Origin of the sequence: Roseivirga seohaensis subsp. aquiponti (assembly GCF_001267955.1) — a bacterium.
Taxonomy (GTDB): domain Bacteria; phylum Bacteroidota; class Bacteroidia; order Cytophagales; family Cyclobacteriaceae; genus Roseivirga; species Roseivirga seohaensis.
In genome coordinates, this window is record NZ_JSVA01000016.1 from 87,488 (window position 1) to 103,898 (window position 16,411).

Sequence of the window (16,411 nt, forward strand, 5' to 3'; positions counted from 1 at the left end):
TCATGAAAATGAAAACAACAATCAAAGCACTCGCCTTAGCATCTCTAATGATGTTTGGCGGCTCATTAAATGCACAACAGTTCGTTAGCACTACTGGGTCAACAGTGGTGAGCGGGTTTCCTTCCCGAGACCAAGACTTATCTAAACTCCCTAAAATGGAGCGCGACATTATCATTCTTCAAAACGTGTTGAGTGATATGTTTCGAAACTCAGACAGCCCCTTTTACACATCATCTACCGGAGATATTAAGGGCATTCATATTCCAGGCAAAGGGGTAATTTTCAATGTTGGAAATGATGGTCTATTTGGAAGAGTGATTTTTGCTCAAAGTACGAATTTAGATGTAAAATCAACCAAAGAGAAAAAGGAAACCGACACAGAAGAAGTCAATATAGATCAATCTAACAAAGAAAGAGAAAACGAACTCAAAGAACTCTCTAAAGAATTCTTACTCAACTATGGCAGTATTCTTTCTGATTTAAAAGACAACGAGCAAATTATGCTGAATGTAAAATATTCGCCCATTAGTGAAAATAGCAGAAAGGCGAATCAAGGCGAAAATATTGTATTTTTAAATACTAGAGGTGGATCAAATACAAAGCGAATCTCTTCTTCCATTCAGTTTAAAGATTTAAAAGATGTATTGAGTGGAAAGCTTTCTTTTGAAGCCGCCAAAGGCAAGATAACTACCAAGGTAATGGACGATGAAACAAAGGAATCGTCTGACACTAAAATTATGGCAGGCATTCTAGACGACCTATTTCAATCTACTTTTGACGGAACCTATAGAAAAACAAGCAACACCAGCTATACCTATTTTGAAGGTTTTGGGTTAATGTACAACATAGGTTTATCATACAATACAGGGGGAACAAATGCCCGAATAGCTTTTTATAGCACTCAACGAGCAGAAGTTGTCAAAGAAGACACAGATGAGAAAAAGAAAGAAGAAGAGCAACTCAATAAAATTGAAGAGTCTTTCGATGATTTGATTGAAATGGCAAAAGAAAGCCTAATTACTTACGGGCGTACTTTACGTAGTGTAAAAAGCGATGAGGTGATCATTCTCAACTTGAATTTCAGTACGTTTTTCAGTAAAAGCACACTTCCAAAATCTGTTCGTATCTCAGTCAACAAAAGCCAGATCGATCAATTTTCTAAAGGAAGCATTAGCATAGACCAACTAAAGAAAGATATTGATGTAAAGAAGCTGACTTCCAGTATTAACTCTGTAGCTGAAGGGGTTTACTTTTACGAACCAAGCGCAGTAGGCACAGGAGTAACTTATGATAAAGCTAGAGCGATTATTAAAGGTCAAGCAGAAGGCAAAAATTAGTTAGAATTTCAGAATAAGGTCAAAGCAATAAGTGGTGTGATGGAATTTCATGCCACTTATTTATTTTTTAAGGCGAAGTGATTTCAAAAAACTGATCTTGGTAAAAAGCAAAAAGCCCCGATAAATCGGAGCTTTTCATAAACCCTTTAGAACTCGGAGGTTTTTGAACCTCCTTAATAGACAGGATTTGGGCTATCCCTTTGCCCGCAACAGTCCACTGTTATCCTGCTCTTTCGAACGAGGCCTTGTGCCGAAAAACGGAACAAGGTGAGGCCTTGTTTTGTGCGAGAATCACCCGGAATTTTAGTTTAACTTGTAAAGTTCAAAAATTTGTCCGAGCCCCTTAGGGAATATACATACAAAGCTACGAAGCCAATTGTTCCATAAAAACTAAAACTATTCCTTTTTATTGGCTGTTACCCAAACCTCTAATTTTACGTCATACCCTAACAAACAATAAAAAATGCGTTTGAGAAACTTTGGGTTTTCATTCGTGATAATTTATTCTTTGTTTTGTCAAATGCCTTTAAGGCAATTATCCATAAAGAGATTTAGCTTTTGCAGACCGATAAGATTTTAACCAGAGATTTCGTACTCCATTTTATTTCCTATTTCTTAATGGCAACAGCTTTCTATTTTCTGTTGCCTACCCTACCTGTATATGCCGTAGATGCATTAGGAGCTAATAAAAATCAAGTAGGCTACATTATTGGAGTATATGCTTTATCGGCCTTAATCATTCGTCCATTTTGCGGTTATGCTTTAGATGCTTACGGCAGGCGGTCAGTTTATCTTTGGGCATTGGGCATTTTCACTTTACTCTTTGCGCTCTATCACTTATCCTCTACCTTCTTCATCCTATTAATACTACGAGTATTCCATGGTTTTACTTGGGGAACGATTACAACTAGTGGAAGCACAATAGCTGCTGATCTTATTCCTGAAAACAAAAGAGGCGAAGGAATCGGTTACTTCGGGCTTGCAATGACCTTCTCTATTGCTTTTGCGCCTTACGCTGGCGACCAAATTATGGGGCAAGGCAATTTCACCAACCTATTTAACATTTCGTTTGCGGTGTGCTTTGCTTCCCTTGTGCTTGCATTAATTATTAAAGTGCCGAATATTAAAACAGGAGAAACGAAACTTAGCATTAAAAAAATGTTTGATGGCCGTGTAAATCGTATCGCAGCAGTAATGTTTATGGGTGCTTTTCCCTATGCCGCCATCATTTCTTTTATCCGAATTTACAGTGATGAACTTGGTCTAAAACAAGGTGCATTATTTTTCATTTTCATGGCCATTGGAGTAGCTGTAGCCAGACTATTGGTAGGCAAAGTAATGGATAGAAAAGGCCCTACGGGCATTGTAGTTATTGGTTTGGTGGTTACTATTATTGGATTGATTTGGCTCAAATACACAGAGACCTTCTGGCCATTTATGATGTGTGGCGTTTTAGTAGGTATGGGCAATGGATTAATTATGCCTACTGTTCAAACCATGGCCTTAAACATTGTTCCTATTGAAAGACGAGGAGCTGCAAATGCTACTTTCTTTTCCGCTGTTGACTTAGGAATTGGCGCAGGCTCAATAGCCCTAGGTTATGTTGCAGAATATTATGGCATCGACACGATGTTTTTCATCTGTGGCTTAATACTTTTGCTTCCGTTAGCATTTTATTTTCTGTTTGTACGTAACCACTACTACCGACAGTTGGAATTGCTAAAAAAGGAAGAACACAATGGCTAGAAAAATTTACTTTACCCCAGGGCCATCTGCCCTTTATTTTACCGTAGAAGAACACCTGAAACAAGCCCTTAAAGAGCAAGTGATGGAGGTGAATCATAGAAGCAAACAAGCAGCCGCCTATTATCAACATGCTGTAGAAAACCTAAAGAGCTTGATGAATATTCCTGAAGGCTATCATGTCTTCTTTCTTAGTTCAGCTACAGAAATTTGGGAACGACAAATTCAAAACTTGGTGGTAGATAAATCTTATCACTTCTGCAATGGTGCTTTCTCTAACCGATTCTATGAGTTTTCTAAAAGTCTAGGAAAACAAGCTTTAAAAAGTGAATCCAAGTTTGGAACCATTCCCGAAGTAAACCCAGACAATATTCCTAAAGATACCGAATTGATCAGTTTTGCGCTGAACGAAACCAGTACTGGAGTTACTTTTCCTGTAGAAGAAATCTATAAAGTAAGAAAGTCACACCCCGAAGCCATTATTGCTATTGATGGCGTTTCGGCATTTCCGGTGATTGACATTGATTTCGCGCAAATTGATAGCGCCTATTTTTCGGTACAAAAGTGCTTTGGGTTGCCTGCAGGTTTAGGCGTATGGATTGTAAATAACCGTTGCATTGAAAAGGCTTTAAAGAAAGAAGCCGATGGACACTCAATAGGCACATACCAAACACTACCGAACCTACTTAAAAACGGAAGTAAGTTCCAAACCACCTACACCATTAATGTGCTCAACATTTATTTGTTGATGAAAGTAACTACCGACATGCTGAATAAAGGCATTGATATGATTAGAAGAGAAAGCACCTATAAAGGGTTGCTTTTACAAAAATTGGTTACCGATCATCCTTCTTTTAATCATTTTGTTGCAGATGAAAAGCTAAGGTCTAAAACGGTAATAGTTGCCAATACATCCACCCCATCTCAAGAATGGATTGATGAACTTACATCCAAAGGTTTTGTGGTGGGAAATGGTTATGGCGACTATAAAGGAAAACAAATCAGAATCGCTTCGTTCCCAACACATTCAAAAGAATTGATAGAATTGCTTTATGATACCATAAATGGAATGAAGCTTTAAGTCGCTCATAAAAAAACGTATTAGAATCTGTTTAAATTTTGACTATATTCATGGGTATATCTACCTTTTATATCTTTAATTTTGCCCTTAGGTTTATATTATAACTATGCCCAAAAGAGAGAAAATTTTGGTGTTGATGGACACCAGCGATGTTGACAAAACGCTCCTCAAGTTTATTGAGGTAATTGCCACCGCACACGAGACCAAAGAAATTCATTTCTTTAATAGTATTAGTGAAATGAAAATTCCGGAGGAAGTTTTGAAGAGCTTTCCTGAAATAAAGGTTAAATCCATCGAGGAAAGAAGAAAAATGATCCAGGACTTGGTATCTTCTTCTCTTCCCGAAAAACTCGTTGGAATCAGTGAGGTACATATTAAAGAAGGCTCACCAGCTAAGGCCATCCTGAAATTTGTCGAAAAGAACGATATCGACTTAATTATGATGGGACGCCATAAAGATTTTGTTGGCGGTGGAATTTTATCTAATCGCCTAGCGCGTAGAGCCGATTGTGCACTTTTCATTATCCCTGAAAACTCTGGCTCTAATTTAAACCTGATTCACGTGCCTTGCGACTTCTCCGAGCATTCTAGAATTGCAATGGAAGAAGCAATTGGTATTTCAAGAAAGTACGACAACGATATAAAGATCATTTGTCAAAATGTATATACCGTACCAGGTGGATACCATTACTCTGGTAAAACTTACGAAGAGTTTGCTGAAGTAATGCGAGCAAATGCAGAAAGGGATTATAAAAAATTCATGGCCGGCATTGACCATGAAGGCTGCGACATTGAAGTGGTGTATTCGTTAGATACTAATGACGACCCGGTAAATGACATTATTGACTTTGCCAATAAACATAAACCTACTACAATTATTATAGGTGTTAAAGGAAGAACTGCCACTACCGCTTTATTCATTGGAAGCAGAGCCGAGCAACTCATTCAAATCAACAACAACATTCCAATGATGATTGTACGACCTAAAGGGAAAAATTCAGGCTTAATGGATTTCATAAGAGAAATTTAAATCCAAAGTATTCCATAGAAAAAGCCTTTCATTCTTACGAGTGAAAGGCTTTTTTATGTACCTAAATTAAGTTATTTCCCTTTAATTCTTTTCTCTTCAGCTTCCATCCAAGTCAATAACGCCTTGGTCTCATCATCTGTCAATTTCATGTCAGGATTTCGTTCCACCATTCTTGGAGGAGGCATTTTACCTTCTTCTAATACTTCAAACATCTCTGCAATAAAGTGAGATTGTTCTTCCTTGTTCATTTTTGCTACCTTTTCCCACTGAAGCTTTTCCTTGGCTTTTTCGTTTCGTGCATCAGGCTTGTGGCAATTCATACACTTCGCATCTATAATTACTTGAATATTTTCCGGAAATGTAATCCCTTCTTGCTCGTTTATCGCTTGTGTTAATGGTGCCTCTGGTTTACTCTTGAATGAAACGGAAATGATAAGAAAAGCAAAAAGTAGTGTACTAGCTTTAAGAGAGTTTTTCATAGTTAAAATAGTTTTTAAGAGAGTAAGATTAAAAAAGCTTTTAAAGGTTTAATACAGAAATTGTTAGATAGTAAAATAATACATACCAACGGCACAGAATTGGTATTTACGTTTTTCCTAATCCTGCATAGACCGCAGTTCATCCAGTAAAATATTAGCTTCTTTTACTCTCTCCTCTTCAATCTTCTTAAACCTGTCCATCCAATGTTTAGATTGTATCTCTACTTCATCAAGTAAATCAAGCCCTTTTTGAGTAATGAGCACATCTTTTGCTCGTCTATCAGTTTCGCTCACCTCTCTCACCACAAGCGCTTTAGCCTCGAGCCTATCTACGATACGAGAAGCGTTAGACATCCTATCAATCATTCGATCTATAATTGTATTGATGGTGCACGGTTTAGGATAATGGCCTCGCAAAATTCTTAACACATTATACTGAGCAGAAGAAATACCGAAGGGTTTAAAAATATTAAGCTGTTGCTCTGAAATCCAGCTGTTAGTATAAATCAGGTTTACTATAAGTTTTTCATACTCATTCGTAAACTTTCGGCCTTGCTTAATATCTTCTTCTAACCCCACTGTATGTGAATTATATACTTAATGTTAAATATAAAGAACGAAAACCAAACAGCATATACCTCTAAGTGGTTCAAAGTTTTTAATTTGATTAAAACCAATTAACTTTCAACTAAACCAATCCACATTCAGAGCATCTAACAGCCTAAACAACACATTCTTTTTGGACGATCATCAAATCATAGAGGATTTTAAAAATCCAGCCACACGAAATAAAGCTTTTAATGTACTTATAGATAGGTACCAACAACGCATTTATTGGCATATTCGAAAGATTCTAATTGACCATGATGACACCGATGATGTAGTGCAAGAGGTGTTTATTAAGGTTTTTAAAAATCTTGAAGGATTCAGAGAAGCCTCTCAATTATATACTTGGATTTACAGAATAGCCACAAACGAAGCACTTACTTTTTTAAAGAAAAGGCAAAGAAAACAAGCTTGGTCAATTGACGATGTCAATCATGATTTAGAAAACAAACTAACTAGCGGTTCATATATTGACGGAGATGAGATTCAAATCAAACTTCAAAAGGCAATTCTAACCTTGCCCGAAAAGCAAAAGCTAGTATTCAATATGAAATATTTTGACGACATGAAGTATGAAGACATTTCAGAAATTATTGGCACTAGCGTGGGCGGACTCAAAGCAAATTACCATTTGGCGGTTAAAAAAATAGAGGAGTATTTAGCTCAAGATTAAACCTTATAACCCTTTGATAATCAAAGCATCGATGTCGGACGAAACTCCATATAAAAAACTTAAAGACCCTAAGCTCAAAAACAATATTTTTGAAGTTCCAGAGGGGTATTTTGATAGTCTGAAAGAAAAAACTGATCAAGAAATTAATGTCGAAAAGAATAAATTTCTTAATAAGGAAAAGCTTAAGAAAGGTGTTTTCAATGTTCCCAATGGCTACTTCGACAAACTAAATGAAAAAATAATTTCAGCGACTAGTATTACTAAAGAGGAAGGAATTCTTGGTAATGGGCATCTTAAGGGAAATGCTTTTACAACACCAGAAAATTATTTTGAGAAGCTCAACGCTGAAATTCTTGCAAAAGTTAAACCAGAAGCCAAAATTATTCCGCTGTACCAAACCACATGGTTTAAATCAGTGGCCGCTGCAGTGATACTTATAATGGTAGCATTGTTATCGATACCAAAAAATGAAGTAAGTGAATCTGAACTATTGAGTGAAATTTCTGATGAGGCGATCATAAACTATTTAGAAGAACGCCAAGCCATCGAATATGAACTCCTTTCATCTATTGAAGGTTTAGATGCAATACTTGACAATATGATTCTGGAAGAAACATCGAGCTATAGCTTTGCATTAAATGAAAACCCAGAATTAGATTACGACTTTGAATACTTCGATCATTAGTACAAGAATTATGAAAAAAATTATTTTCTCACTTTTCATTTTAGCCAACTGCCTTTCAGTTCCTGCCCAAAGTGGACGATCCTCACAAGATGAGAGGGATAAAATCCAGAAAGCCAAAATTGCTTTCTTGACCAATCGCTTAGACCTTACAGTAGATCAAGCCAAACTGTTTTGGCCTTTATTCAATGAATATGATTCTAAAAAAATAGCGCTTTCTAAAGAGTACAGTGCTAAGAAAAGGGCTATTTATGGGAAGTATGATAACCCTCGAGACATGAAAGAGGTGGATGCTGACGAGTTACTTTTTATATACTTAGATCAGAAACAAGCGGAGTTAGATGTAGAAAAAACCTATATGAAAAAGTTCAATGATGTATTGAATTCAAGACAGGTATGGAGAATGGTTTCGTTTGAAAGTGATTTTAGAAGGTCGTTATATAAACAGATGAGTCGTGATGATAACGAAGAACATAAGCGAGGTGGTAATCGCAACTAAAGCAATAACACCCCAGAAAAATTTAAATCCTGCTAACGCAGGATTTTTTGTTTAATCCCATTTGATCAAGAATGGCATTGATGTAATTTGCGTTATGACTCACCTCACTCTTTTTGAGTTAACCAGCCTCATTAAATCAGAACTCGAGAAAAATCTCGAACCTTCCTATTGGGTTATTGCTGAAATCAGCGAAATGAGGCTTAATCCAAAAGGCCATTGCTATATGGAGTTGGTAGATAAAGAAGGTCAGTATGTAACCAGCAAAATCAGAGCAAACATTTGGGCTTATACCTACCGAAATCTTAGCGCTTGGTTTGAATCCATTACAAAAACCTCGTTGCAGCCTGGAATAAAAGTATTGCTAAATGTTCAAGTACAATATCACGAACTGTACGGCATGAGTCTGAATATTAAGGATATTGACCCGAACTTTACTCTAGGAGAGCGTGCCCGAAAACGTCAGGAAATAATTCAAAAGCTTCAAGACGAAGGCGTATTCGATATCAACAAAGAACTAACACTCCCTATCGTTCCGCAATGCATCGCAATCATCAGTTCCGAAACTGCGGCTGGTTATGGTGATTTTAAAAATCAAATTGAACAAAACTCAAGAGGCTATTCTTTCACAACAAAACTCTTTCAATCGTTAATGCAGGGCGATCAAGCCCCAAGCGCTATAATATCGGCCTTACACCAAATTCATGCTGAAATACAAGCTTTTGATTTAGTGGTAATTATTCGCGGTGGTGGATCTCAGGTTGATCTAGATTGTTTTGATGACTATGAATTAGCTTCTCATATTGCACAATTCCCCCTTCCTGTGATTACTGGAATTGGTCATGAACGAGATGAAACGATAGCCGATTTAGTAGCCCATACTCAAATGAAAACGCCTACCGCTGTGGCTGAATTCCTTATTTCTGGAATAGAACGTTATGACGATAGCCTAAACGAGATGGCCTATCGGTTAGAGAAATCAGGAAAACACCTTCTACAGGTTTCGGCTTACGAAATAATGAACGTGGGTTATTCATTAAAAACTTCGATGAAGGCAATAATGCATCAGTCTGAAAATGCATTAAACCAAAAACAGTTAAGGCTAAATTACGCGGTTAAAAATCTTTTTAGGGTTGAAAACAAGAAAGTAGATAACTTTGAATTACCCTTAGCGAAAGCTAAATACCAAAGACTAAAAGAAGCAGAAAAAAAATTGGACGGGCTGGAAAAACAGCTCAAATTACTTGACCCAGCATCGGTTTTAAATCGAGGTTATTCAATTACACTAATTAATGGAAAACCTATTTCCGCAGTACAAGAAGTGAAAACTGGAGAAGAATTAGAAACCATAACTGCTAAACACAGAATTAAGAGTACGGTAAAATCAGCCAACAATGAGTAAGAAGAAATTGACCTATAAAGAATCGTTAGAAAGAATTGAAACGATTGTAGACATTATTGAAAATCAACAGCCCGACATTGATGATTTATCGAGTTTAGTGAAAGAAGCAACTCAGCTGATAAAAGACTGTAAATCGCGCTTAAAAAATACAGAAGAGGAATTGAACAATTCTTTAGAAAACCTTGAATGATCTATAAAAACACACCCATGACACCCGATCAAGCTCAAGAACAAATCAAACAACTGACAGAACAAATCAACTATCATAGTGATTTGTATTACCAAAAAAGCACTTCTGAAATTTCAGATTTCGATTTTGACCAACTTTTGGTCAAGCTTGCTGCCCTAGAGGTCCAGTTCCCTCAATTCAAGGCCGAAGACTCTCCTACTCAACGAGTTGGCGGCACGATTACCAAAGAGTTTGACACTGTAGTTCACAAATACCCAATGCTCTCTTTGGGCAATACCTATTCTGAAGAAGACCTTATTGAATTTGATAAACGAGTAGCTAAAGGCTTGGAAGGTCAGGAGTATGAATACTTCTGTGAACTCAAGTTTGATGGTGTTGCTCTTAGCTTAACTTATGAAAATGGGGTATTAAAACGTGCGGTTACTAGAGGCGATGGTACTCAAGGTGATGATATCACTACAAATGCCAAAACCATACGTTCCATTCCCTTAAAATTAAAAGGCGCAGTACCGGCAGAGTTTGAAGTACGTGGCGAAGCATTCTTTCCTATTAAAGAATTTCAGCGTGTAAATGCAGAGCGTGAAGACATTGGTTTAGATTTATTGGCCAATCCAAGGAATGCAGCTTCTGGAACATTGAAAATGCAAGATTCTTCCGTAGTAGCACAACGTAGATTAGACTGTTTTCTCTACTACTTATTAGGCGAAAACCTAGGCTACAGAACTCATTCAGAATGTATGGCAGCTGTTGAAAGTTGGGGCTTTAATGTATCGCCTACCTATAAAAAGTGTCATTCCATTCAAGAAGTACTGGCTTATATTCACGAATGGGAAGAAAAAAGGCATACGCTACCCGTAGAAACCGATGGCATAGTTATCAAGGTCAACGATCTTAACCAACAAGACCAATTGGGGTTCACGGCAAAAAGTCCACGTTGGGCCATTTCATACAAATACAAAGCAGAAAGTGCCGCAACAGTTTTAGAAAGCATTTCATATCAAGTAGGACGAACAGGTTCTGTTACACCTGTGGCCAATTTAAGTCCGGTACTTTTAGCAGGCACAACGGTAAAAAGAGCTTCGCTTCATAATGCCGATCAAATTGAAAGGCTAGATTTGCGTATTGGGGATACCGTTTTTGTAGAAAAAGGTGGCGAAATAATCCCGAAAGTAACTGCTGTTAATCTCGCCTTGCGAAAATCTGATAGTGAACCAATTACGTACATTACGGAATGTCCTGAATGTGGAACATCGTTAGTTAGGCAAGAAGGAGAAGCCAACCATTATTGCCCAAATGCAGATGCCTGTCCTCCGCAAGTATTGGGGAGAATTGAACATTTTATTCAGCGCAAAGCTGTTGATATCGATTCACTTGGCCCTGAAACCATAAGAGGATTACTTCAGAATAATTTAATCAGTAACTACGCTGATTTGTACAGCCTGACTTTTGATCAGTTAAATGGTCTTGAATTCCGTATTTATTCAGATAAAAAAGGTGAATATACCGTAAGAAGTCTTCGTGATAAATCTGCGGGGAACATCATTAAGGCGATTGAAGCATCTAAGCAAGTTCCATTTGAACGTGTTCTTTTTGGTTTAGGAATTCGTTATGTAGGCAAAACTGTTGCAGAAAAATTAGCAGCTCATTTTCAGAATATAGATACCTTAGCAAAGGCAAGCTTTGAAAGCCTTATAGCGGTAGAGGAAATTGGAGACAGAATAGCCCAAAGTGTTATCGAGTTTTTTCAGAATGAAGAACATATTCTAATCATTCAAAAATTAAAAGAAGCTGGAGTTCGACTCGAGAAAGACCAATCTCAGGTTCTGGCTCCTGAAAGCAATATTTTTGAAGGTAAAACCTTTGTTATTTCTGGAGTATTTACCCAATTTTCTAGAGATGAACTTCAAGAAAAAATTAAGGCCAATGGAGGTAAAATAATTTCCTCTATCAGTAAAAAACTAGACTTCTTAGTGGCTGGCGACAAAATGGGGCCATCCAAATTAGAGAAAGCTACCACCCTCGGAATTAAAATAATTTCAGAAGAAGAATTTATTCAAATGATCAATAATTGATGTCATTATTCTCAAAATCATCAACCGTAAATGGTAATACCCAAGAAGGCTTTAAGCTTTTTTCTGAGTCGAAACACATAGGGTTACTTTATTCTTGGGAAGACAGCCATAAGGAAAAATCTATTCAAGAGTTCGCCAATTCATTAGGCTCAAACAAGTCCATTGACTTTTTGTGCTTCAACCCTATAAAAAAAATTCAACCGGCTACAGAAAGCCCAACCTTTAGCCGAGCTGATTTCAATTTATTCGGAAAGATTCAGTCTGAAACTGTTCTATCTTTTATGGAAAAACCTTTCGACTACTTATTTCATCTTGATTTCGATATTAATTCATCTATTAAACCCTTGCTAACAAAATCAAGGGCTAATTGGAAAGTAGGTTGTCATTCAGACCAAGGTGAAGGCATTTATGACCTGATGATTAAAATTAATAAAAGTGCAGGTTTGAAGAACTTATCAGACCAAATGCTTATTTATGTAAACGCATTGAAGTAAAGAAAATGGAGATATTAAAAGGTACAGGTGTAGCGCTAGTTACACCTTTTAATGAAGATTTAACAATTGATTTTGACGGGCTATTAAAACTATTAGAGCACACCGCCAAAGGGGTTGATTATTTCGTAGTACAAGGTACAACGGGAGAATCGGCCACTACCACTGCAGCGGAAAAAGCTGAGATTCTCTCGTTTGTAAAGAAGAATAATAAAACTGGTTTACCCATTGTATATGGTATTGGAGGAAACAACACACAGTCTGTTTTAGACAATATTAAATCGGCTGATTTAGATGGCGTAGACGCAATACTATCTGTAAGTCCATACTATAATAAGCCAAGCCAAGAAGGAATTTATCAGCATTTTAAAATGATTGCCGATGCATCTCCGGTTCCTGTAATTTTATACAATGTACCTGGTAGAACGCAATCAAATATATCAGCAAACACTACATTACGTTTGGCTCAACACAAAAATATTGTTGCAATTAAAGAAGCTTCTGGTGATTTAACACAGTGCATGTCCATTTCAAATGATGCTCCGGAAGACTTTTTATTGATTTCTGGTGACGATTTATTAACAACTCCCATGATGGCGACTGGGGCAGTTGGTGTTATTTCTGTGCTTGCAAATGCCTTCCCAGAAATCTTTAAGAGGATAACAAAGGCAGCATTTTCTGCCGATTTTAAAGCATCTTCAGAAGCCACTTTTGAGTTAATCGACATTAATCCTTTGATGTATGCAGAAAGCAATCCGGTAGGAATAAAGCAGGTTTTAGAAGAATTCGGTATATGTAAAAACTACGTACGAATGCCGCTATTACCCGCCTCAGAAGACCTTAAAACAAAGATTAAGGCTTTATTATAAGTAATTACAGCACAAAAAAAGAGAGGCCAATCTAACGATTAGCCTCTCTTTTATTTTTCAAAGGATGTAATAATTATCCTTGGTTCTTAATGTTTTGAACATCAATTCGAATTTCTTGAGCTAAGTTCTTAAGGTCTTGCATTCCTTTTCTAACTCTAGTACCCGCAGCTTGATTTTTCTTGTCGTAGAACTTTTCGAAATCACCCTCTAAAGAGTCAATTAAGTTTTTTACTTCGCTAAATCTGCTCATATTATTTGTGCTTTTAAGGTTGTTGAAAAATGTTTGTTTGGATAGCAATTTAAATCAAAATACTCTATTTGCAACAGTCAGGGCACTTTTTTTTAACATTACTCTCCAAAGGCAGCAGCTAACTCGGCATTTTTGTACTCACCGCTTGTTAACTTACCTTTTATTGCCTCAAATGCTGCAATGGTTTCGTTTACATCTTCCATACTGTGTGAGGCGGTTGGAATTAGTCTTAAAATGATCATTCCTTTCGGCACTACTGGGTATATCACAACAGAACAGAAAATATTGAAATTCTCTCTTAAATCTTTGCTCAAGGTTGCAGCTTCACCAACGGTTCCATTCAAAACCACAGGAGTTACACTCGATTTGGTAGTTCCAATACTAAAACCTTTCGCTTGCAACCCACCTTGAAGCGCATTTACAATTTTCCAAAGATTTTCCTTATGCTGAGGTTGTGTTTTTATAATCTCCAACCTTTTAAGTCCACCAATCACAAAAGGCATTGGTAATGCCTTTGCAAAAATTTGAGACCTCATATTATACTTAAGGTAATGGATTATCTGCTTATCTCCTGCTACAAAGGCACCTACAGCAGCCATTGATTTAGCAAAAGTGGAGAAGTACAAATCTACCTCATCTATACAATTTAAATGTTCATGAGTTCCTGCTCCTGTTGCTCCCATAGTACCAAAACCATGAGCATCATCTACAAAAAGCCTAAAGTTGAATTTAGATTTTAAGGCAGCAATCTCATTTAATGAACCAAGGTTACCAGTCATCCCAAATACACCTTCGGTAATCACTAAAATTCCGCCTCCGGTTTCTTTAGTTAAGCGAGTTGCTCTTTCAAGCTGTTTTTCAAGGTTTTCGATGTCGTTATGTGGGTATACAAAACGTTTCCCCATGTGCAATCTTACTCCATCGATAATACAAGCATGCGATTCGCCATCATAAACAATTACATCCTTACGATCGACCAAAGCATCTATAATAGAAAGCACTCCTTGATATCCGTAATTCAGTAAATATCCTGATTCTTTGCCCACAAAAGAGGCCAAGCCTTGCTCTAATTCTTCATGATAATCCGTGTTTCCAGACATCATTCTCGCTCCCATCGGGTAAGCTAAGCCCCAGTCGGCAGCGGCCTTGGCATCTGCCTCTCTAACTTCTGGTAGGTTACCCAAACCCAAATAGTTATTTAAACTCCAAGTAAGGACTTCTTTGCCCATAAACTTCATTCGAGGAGCAATTTCACCTTCTAATTTAGGGAACGTAAAGTACCCTTCTGATATCTCTGAATGTTTCCCTAGTGGGCCGTTATCAGCAAGTAATTTTTCAAATAGATCCAATTCCTTTAGACTTTAAGTTGATTAACCTAAGTAACAAATAAGGCTGCAAATGTAACACTATAAACGCCATTTATCAAAAAACAGCATGTATATATCATGAGTCCAAACTTAGATTTTAGCAGATAATTAATTAGCATTGTAAGCAAAATTTTGAAGGGAATGGAAATCAGGAAAATAAATAAAATTTTAGTAGCCAACCGCGGTGAAATTGCTGTTAGGGTAATGAAAACAGCCCGCGAAATGGGAATCAAAACTGTAGCCATATATAGCGATGCAGACCGCCATTCGCCACATGTGCGCTATGCAGACGAAGCCGTTAACGTTGGCCCTCCTCCTTCCGCACAGTCTTACTTAATGACTGACAAAATTATTAAAATCTGTAAAGACTTGGCCGTTGATGCCGTGCATCCTGGCTATGGATTCCTCTCCGAAAACGGTGGTTTTGCAAAAAGTATAGAAGAAAACGGTATCATTTTTATTGGCCCATCTACAAAAGCCATTGAAATCATGGGTGATAAACTGTCTGCCAAAGAGGCTGTATCGGGCTATAACGTTCCTATGGTACCAGGAGTAAATCATGCCGTCACAGATCCGGAAGAGGCAAGAAAAATCGCTGAGCAAGTAGGTTATCCAGTTCTAATTAAGGCCAGCGCTGGTGGTGGTGGTAAAGGAATGAGGGTTGTTGAAAACCCAGAAGAACTGGAAGAGCAAATGAAACGTGCCATTAGCGAAGCACAATCTGCTTTTGGGAATGGTGCTGTTTTCGTTGAAAAATTCATCACCTCTCCACGCCATATCGAAATTCAGGTATTGGGCGATAAACATGGAAACTTGGTTTACCTTTTCGAACGTGAATGTTCTATTCAAAGAAGACACCAAAAAGTAATTGAAGAAGCCCCTTCTGCCATACTAACTCCAGAAAAACGTAAAGCCATGGGCGAAGCTGCGTTGGGTGTTGCCAAATCTTGCGACTACTACAGTGCAGGTACAGTAGAGTTTATTGTAGACGAAAATTTAGATTTCTTCTTTCTAGAAATGAATACACGTTTACAAGTAGAACACCCCGTTACCGAAGAAATTACCGGTGTAGACTTAGTAAAAGAACAAATCTTAATTGCCGAAGGTCATCCATTAAGCTTTAAACAAGAAGACCTTAAAATAAAAGGACATTCATTGGAAGTAAGAGTTTACGCTGAGGACCCCACCAATAATTTCCTCCCAGATATTGGGTATTTAAGTACCTACAATCGACCTGAGGGACCAGGGATTAGAGTAGATGACGGTTTTGAAGAGGGAATGGATATTCCTATTTATTACGACCCAATGATAGCCAAGCTTGTTGCCTCAGGAAAAGACCGAACTGAAGCCATTGAAAGAATGGTAAAAGCTATTCAGGAATATGAAATAACAGGTTTTAAAACTACTCTTAACTTCTGCGAGTTCGCCATTAAGCACGAAGCCTTTACTTCAGGTAAATTCGACACCAAGTTTGTGGAAACATATTACAAACCTGAATTACTTCAGGAAGTAAACCCCGAGCATCATGACATTGCATTGGTACTTGCTGCTTTAATCAGTGAAGAAAAAAGTAACAATAGTCTCAAACTAAAGAATAATACCACAACCAGTAACTGGAAACTAAGAGTACGCGACTAACCATT

The 16,411-nt window shown here is 37.4% G+C and carries 17 protein-coding genes; 13 read left to right on the top strand and 4 right to left on the bottom strand.

Annotated features, from left to right (window positions below; all coding sequences use genetic code 11):
• The first annotated feature begins 8 nt into the window (after positions 1–8).
• The 4 genes from OB69_RS13885 to OB69_RS13900 all read left to right on the top strand — a co-directional run bounded on the left by OB69_RS13885 (position 9) and on the right by OB69_RS13900 (position 5,191).
• Positions 9–1,337 carry a hypothetical protein gene (locus OB69_RS13885; protein ID WP_157608587.1) on the top strand — a complete coding sequence of 443 codons (1,329 nt, stop codon included), beginning with the start codon at positions 9–11 and terminating at the stop codon, positions 1,335–1,337.
• Between the two features lie 558 nt (positions 1,338–1,895).
• Entirely contained in the window at positions 1,896–3,083 is a 1,188-nt protein-coding gene (locus OB69_RS13890; protein ID WP_071426791.1) for an MFS transporter, read from the top strand.
• Positions 3,076–4,161 carry an aminotransferase class V-fold PLP-dependent enzyme gene (locus OB69_RS13895; protein ID WP_053224344.1) on the top strand — a complete coding sequence of 362 codons (1,086 nt, stop codon included), beginning with the start codon at positions 3,076–3,078 and terminating at the stop codon, positions 4,159–4,161. The genes OB69_RS13890 and OB69_RS13895 overlap by 8 nt, the downstream gene beginning before the upstream one ends.
• Positions 4,162–4,267: 106 nt before the next feature.
• The gene (locus OB69_RS13900; protein WP_053224345.1) at positions 4,268–5,191 is read left to right on the top strand and encodes a universal stress protein; all 924 of its coding nucleotides are present in this window, start codon (positions 4,268–4,270) and stop codon (positions 5,189–5,191) included.
• A 71-nt stretch (positions 5,192–5,262) separates the two neighbouring features.
• Here the strand turns inward: OB69_RS13900 and OB69_RS13905 are convergent, their stop codons facing one another.
• Positions 5,263–5,670: a heme-binding domain-containing protein gene (locus tag OB69_RS13905; RefSeq protein WP_053224346.1), complete on the bottom strand. Its 408-nt coding sequence runs from the start codon at positions 5,668–5,670 to the stop codon at positions 5,263–5,265.
• A gap of 117 nt (positions 5,671–5,787) precedes the next feature.
• The gene (locus OB69_RS13910; protein ID WP_053224347.1) at positions 5,788–6,249 is read right to left on the bottom strand and encodes a MarR family winged helix-turn-helix transcriptional regulator; all 462 of its coding nucleotides are present in this window, start codon (positions 6,247–6,249) and stop codon (positions 5,788–5,790) included.
• Between the two features lie 160 nt (positions 6,250–6,409).
• Here OB69_RS13910 and OB69_RS13915 point away from each other — a divergent pair, with 160 nt between their 5' ends.
• The 8 genes from OB69_RS13915 (at position 6,410) to dapA (ending at position 13,151) form a co-directional block, all read left to right on the top strand.
• The gene (locus tag OB69_RS13915) at positions 6,410–6,949 is read left to right on the top strand and encodes an RNA polymerase sigma factor (RefSeq protein WP_053224348.1); all 540 of its coding nucleotides are present in this window, start codon (positions 6,410–6,412) and stop codon (positions 6,947–6,949) included.
• A 13-nt stretch (positions 6,950–6,962) separates the two neighbouring features.
• Entirely contained in the window at positions 6,963–7,634 is a 672-nt protein-coding gene (locus tag OB69_RS13920; protein WP_157608588.1) for a hypothetical protein, read from the top strand.
• 10 nt (positions 7,635–7,644) lie between these two features.
• A complete protein-coding gene (locus OB69_RS13925; RefSeq protein WP_053224350.1) occupies positions 7,645–8,130 on the top strand; it encodes a hypothetical protein in 486 nt (161 codons plus the stop codon).
• Between the two features lie 94 nt (positions 8,131–8,224).
• A complete protein-coding gene (gene xseA / locus OB69_RS13930) occupies positions 8,225–9,529 on the top strand; it encodes an exodeoxyribonuclease VII large subunit (protein WP_053224351.1) in 1,305 nt (434 codons plus the stop codon).
• Positions 9,522–9,719, top strand: a complete 198-nt coding sequence (xseB, locus tag OB69_RS13935; RefSeq protein WP_053224352.1) for an exodeoxyribonuclease VII small subunit — start codon at positions 9,522–9,524, stop codon at positions 9,717–9,719. The genes xseA and xseB overlap by 8 nt, the downstream gene beginning before the upstream one ends.
• 17 nt (positions 9,720–9,736) lie before the next feature.
• The gene (gene ligA, locus OB69_RS13940; protein ID WP_053224407.1) at positions 9,737–11,791 is read left to right on the top strand and encodes an NAD-dependent DNA ligase LigA; all 2,055 of its coding nucleotides are present in this window, start codon (positions 9,737–9,739) and stop codon (positions 11,789–11,791) included.
• Entirely contained in the window at positions 11,791–12,285 is a 495-nt protein-coding gene (locus OB69_RS13945; RefSeq protein ID WP_053224353.1) for a DUF6913 domain-containing protein, read from the top strand. Before ligA ends, OB69_RS13945 begins: the two co-directional genes overlap by 1 nt.
• A 5-nt stretch (positions 12,286–12,290) precedes the next feature.
• Complete coding sequence (dapA, locus tag OB69_RS13950) at positions 12,291–13,151, top strand: 4-hydroxy-tetrahydrodipicolinate synthase (RefSeq protein ID WP_053224354.1); 861 nt, start codon at positions 12,291–12,293, stop codon at positions 13,149–13,151.
• 73 nt (positions 13,152–13,224) lie between these two features.
• Here the strand turns inward: dapA and OB69_RS13955 are convergent, their stop codons facing one another.
• On the bottom strand, positions 13,225–13,401 hold the full coding sequence (locus tag OB69_RS13955) for a hypothetical protein (protein ID WP_053224355.1): 177 nt from the start codon (positions 13,399–13,401) through the stop codon (positions 13,225–13,227).
• Positions 13,402–13,499: 98 nt separating this feature from the next.
• Positions 13,500–14,750: an aminotransferase class I/II-fold pyridoxal phosphate-dependent enzyme gene (locus OB69_RS13960; protein ID WP_053224356.1), complete on the bottom strand. Its 1,251-nt coding sequence runs from the start codon at positions 14,748–14,750 to the stop codon at positions 13,500–13,502.
• 165 nt (positions 14,751–14,915) lie between these two features.
• On the opposite strand from OB69_RS13960, the gene OB69_RS13965 reads away from it, so the two are divergent.
• Positions 14,916–16,406: an acetyl-CoA carboxylase biotin carboxylase subunit gene (locus OB69_RS13965; RefSeq protein ID WP_053224408.1), complete on the top strand. Its 1,491-nt coding sequence runs from the start codon at positions 14,916–14,918 to the stop codon at positions 16,404–16,406.
• Positions 16,407–16,411 lie beyond the last annotated feature (5 nt).